The sequence below is a fragment of the Pirellulales bacterium genome, assembly GCA_036490175.1.
GTDB lineage: Bacteria > Planctomycetota > Planctomycetia > Pirellulales > JACPPG01 > JACPPG01.
Genome location: DASXEJ010000235.1, coordinates 1 through 2,676, shown reverse-complemented (window position 1 = coordinate 2,676; position 2,676 = coordinate 1). Strand labels below are relative to the sequence as shown.

The window sequence follows — 2,676 nt, the reverse complement described above, 5'->3', positions numbered from 1 at the left end:
GTATCCCGATGGACATCCAAACCGACGTATACTAGCTTTTTCATGGGACCAGTCCTCCGTGGTGGCTCTGCGCATTGTAAACGCAACTCCAGCGTAACCCACGTCAAACGTGAGCGACTGGTCCCAACCATTCTGTCTACTCGATTTCCGCTAGTGGCTCACTCTGAAATTCGCCGGCCGATATCGTGAACGGCTAGGGACACCAGTGTTACGTTCCCTTTCTGGAGCAGTTTCCCGATTACGCCGGCAACAACAAGCGCACCGCATCGCACGTCGATCTTTACGGCGTGCGCTTTTGACCGACGCAGATGTTCAACCATGGTAGCGTCGCTAACCTCGAATCTTGCCCATATGGCTGAACAACCTGCCATTCCATAGGGGTCGGTTGATTCATCGACCATTGCAGTGACGTTCAGTTCATTGACCGAGATTTGCTCATCCATGGCGTGATTGTACCTCGCGAGCAATTTCGGGTCGTGGGCGATTGACGCGCCAGGATTTACCACTACCGCAAATCGCGGGCAAATCGTGCCGTTGTTTGTCTGCCCTCGGCGGCATCTGCCCGGTTTTCGGGAGTAGGATATAATGCCTTGTCGGACCATACGGCTAACGGCGGTCCGCCCATGACAACCTCTTTGGGAGCGATCGCACTGTGGCGCGCAGCCGGCAACGGATCAATCCGTTCTACATCCTGCTGGTGATGATCGGCATCGCGTTTACGATTACCGCGTGCGCTTACTTTGTGATGGCGCTGCGTGGGAACGGGTCGACGACGTTGCGATTGAGGCCTTCGGCGGAATCCGTCGCCACTAGCACATCCGAAGTGCGGACGCCCCAGCCGCTAATGGAATTCATGGACCGGCACGGCATGACCTTGCTGGTTGCCGAGTTAGCCCTGTTGGCGGTGGCCACCTGCGGTGCGATCAGCACCGATAGTTGGTGGTCGGGCGCGAAGGCGGCCTCCACTCGGACCGAGGCGGAGACGGCCGACAAGCCGCGATAAGTCACTTTTTCCCCCGGATGGAGAGGGTTTACGATATGAAGGTCAACCGTGTGCAGGACGTACCGAGTGCCCCCGTCGAAATGCCTGGTGCGAGCGGCTGCCAGGTACGGTGGTTGATCGGCGAACCAGACGGAGCGCCGAACTTCGCCATGCGCCAATTCGAGGTGCAGCCCGGCGGCCACACGCCTAAGCACAGCCATCCCTACGAGCACGAAGTGTTCATCGTCGAGGGCTCGGGCGTGATTCTGGAAGGAAATGTCGAGCATCGCTTTCAGGCCGGTGACGTGATCTATGTGGCGCCCGACGACGTTCATCAATTCCGCAACACCGGCGCGACGCCGCTGAAGTTCCTCTGCCTGGTGCCGCACTCATCGAAAAACGCCCCCATTCACCAGGCCCCCGAGTGCGGCCAAGGGTGAGGACCTCGACGCGACGGAGTGGCCGCCCAAGCCCCTAACTATCGCACTGAAAAACGGCGAGCGCCCAGGGACATGCCCAAGGACATCAAGGCCGAGATCGAACAGCTGCGCGAGCAGATTCGGCACCACGACCAGAAATACTATGTCGAGTCCGCGCCCGATATATCGGACCTGGAGTACGACAGGCTCATCGAGCGGCTGAAAAAGCTGGAAACCGCGTATCCCGAACTCGTCACGCCCGATAGCCCCACGCAGCGCGTGGGGGATGAACCGATCGAGGCCTTGCAGCCGATCGAGCACCGGCTGCCGATGCTGTCGATCGATAACACGTACAGCGTGGAAGAGCTGCGCGAGTATGGTGCCCGGGTGGCCAAGCTGCTGCCTGGCGAGACGGTGGAATGGGTCGTCGAGCTGAAGATCGACGGCGTGGCGGTCTCGCTGATGTACGAGGAAGGTCGGCTGATTTACGGCGCCACGCGCGGCAATGGCGTCGTGGGGGACGTTATCACGCACAATATGCGCACGGTACTGGGAGTGCCGCTGCGGTTGTCGGGACGGCATGTGCCAACGGCACTGGAAGTGCGCGGCGAGGTCTACATGACCAACGCCGACCTGGTACGGCTCAACGAGCAGCAAGCCGCCAAGGGTGAAAAGTTATTCGCCAACAGCCGCAACGTGGCGGCCGGCACCGTCCGCATGCTCGACCCGCGGATTTGCGCCCAGCGCCGCCTGCGGCTCTTTTGCCACGGCGTGGGGTACGTCGAGGGCTTGCAAGCCAAGACGCACATGGAATTCCTCAAGGAAATCCGCGGCTACGGACTGCCCGCCACGCCGCTGGTCGAGTGCTTCGACACGTTCGAGGGCGCGGTCGCCCACTGCGAAGAGCTGATCGGGCGGCTGCACGAACTGGAATTCGAGATCGACGGCCTGGTGCTGAAGGTCAATCGCTTCGATCAGCGCGAGCGGTTGGGCAACACCTCGAAAAGCCCTCGCTGGGTAATCGCCTACAAGTTCGAGAAGTACGAAGGCACTACGCGCGTCCGAGAGATCCGCGTGCAGGTAGGCAAGACCGGGGCAATCACGCCGGTGGCCGACCTGGAACCGATCGAGCTGGCCGGCACGACGGTCAGCCGGGCCAGCCTGCACAATGCCGAAGAGGTCGAGCGCAAGGACGTTCGCGTCGGTGACGTCGTAGTGGTCGAGAAAGCGGGCAAAATCATCCCGCATGTCGTGCGCGTCGAAAAACATCTGCGC

General features: G+C 60.8%; 4 protein-coding genes. 3 read left to right on the top strand and 1 reads right to left on the bottom strand.

Annotated elements, in window-relative coordinates; all coding sequences use genetic code 11:
- Nucleotides 1-158 precede the first annotated feature (158 nt).
- Nucleotides 159-443 (bottom strand): hypothetical protein, encoded by a 285-nt coding sequence (locus tag VGG64_17275; protein HEY1601357.1) that lies wholly within the window; start codon nt 441-443, stop codon nt 159-161.
- 209 nt (nt 444-652) lie between these two features.
- Here VGG64_17275 and VGG64_17270 point away from each other — a divergent pair, with 209 nt between their 5' ends.
- The 3 genes from VGG64_17270 to ligA form a co-directional block, all read left to right on the top strand.
- The gene (locus tag VGG64_17270) at nt 653-1,003 is read left to right on the top strand and encodes a hypothetical protein (protein HEY1601356.1); all 351 of its coding nucleotides are present in this window, start codon (nt 653-655) and stop codon (nt 1,001-1,003) included.
- Nucleotides 1,004-1,038: 35 nt separating this feature from the next.
- Nucleotides 1,039-1,422 (top strand): cupin domain-containing protein, encoded by a 384-nt coding sequence (locus VGG64_17265; GenBank protein ID HEY1601355.1) that lies wholly within the window; start codon nt 1,039-1,041, stop codon nt 1,420-1,422.
- Between the two features lie 72 nt (nt 1,423-1,494).
- A partial coding sequence (gene ligA, locus VGG64_17260; protein ID HEY1601354.1) for an NAD-dependent DNA ligase LigA occupies nt 1,495-2,676 on the top strand: 1,182 nt, incomplete at its 3' end.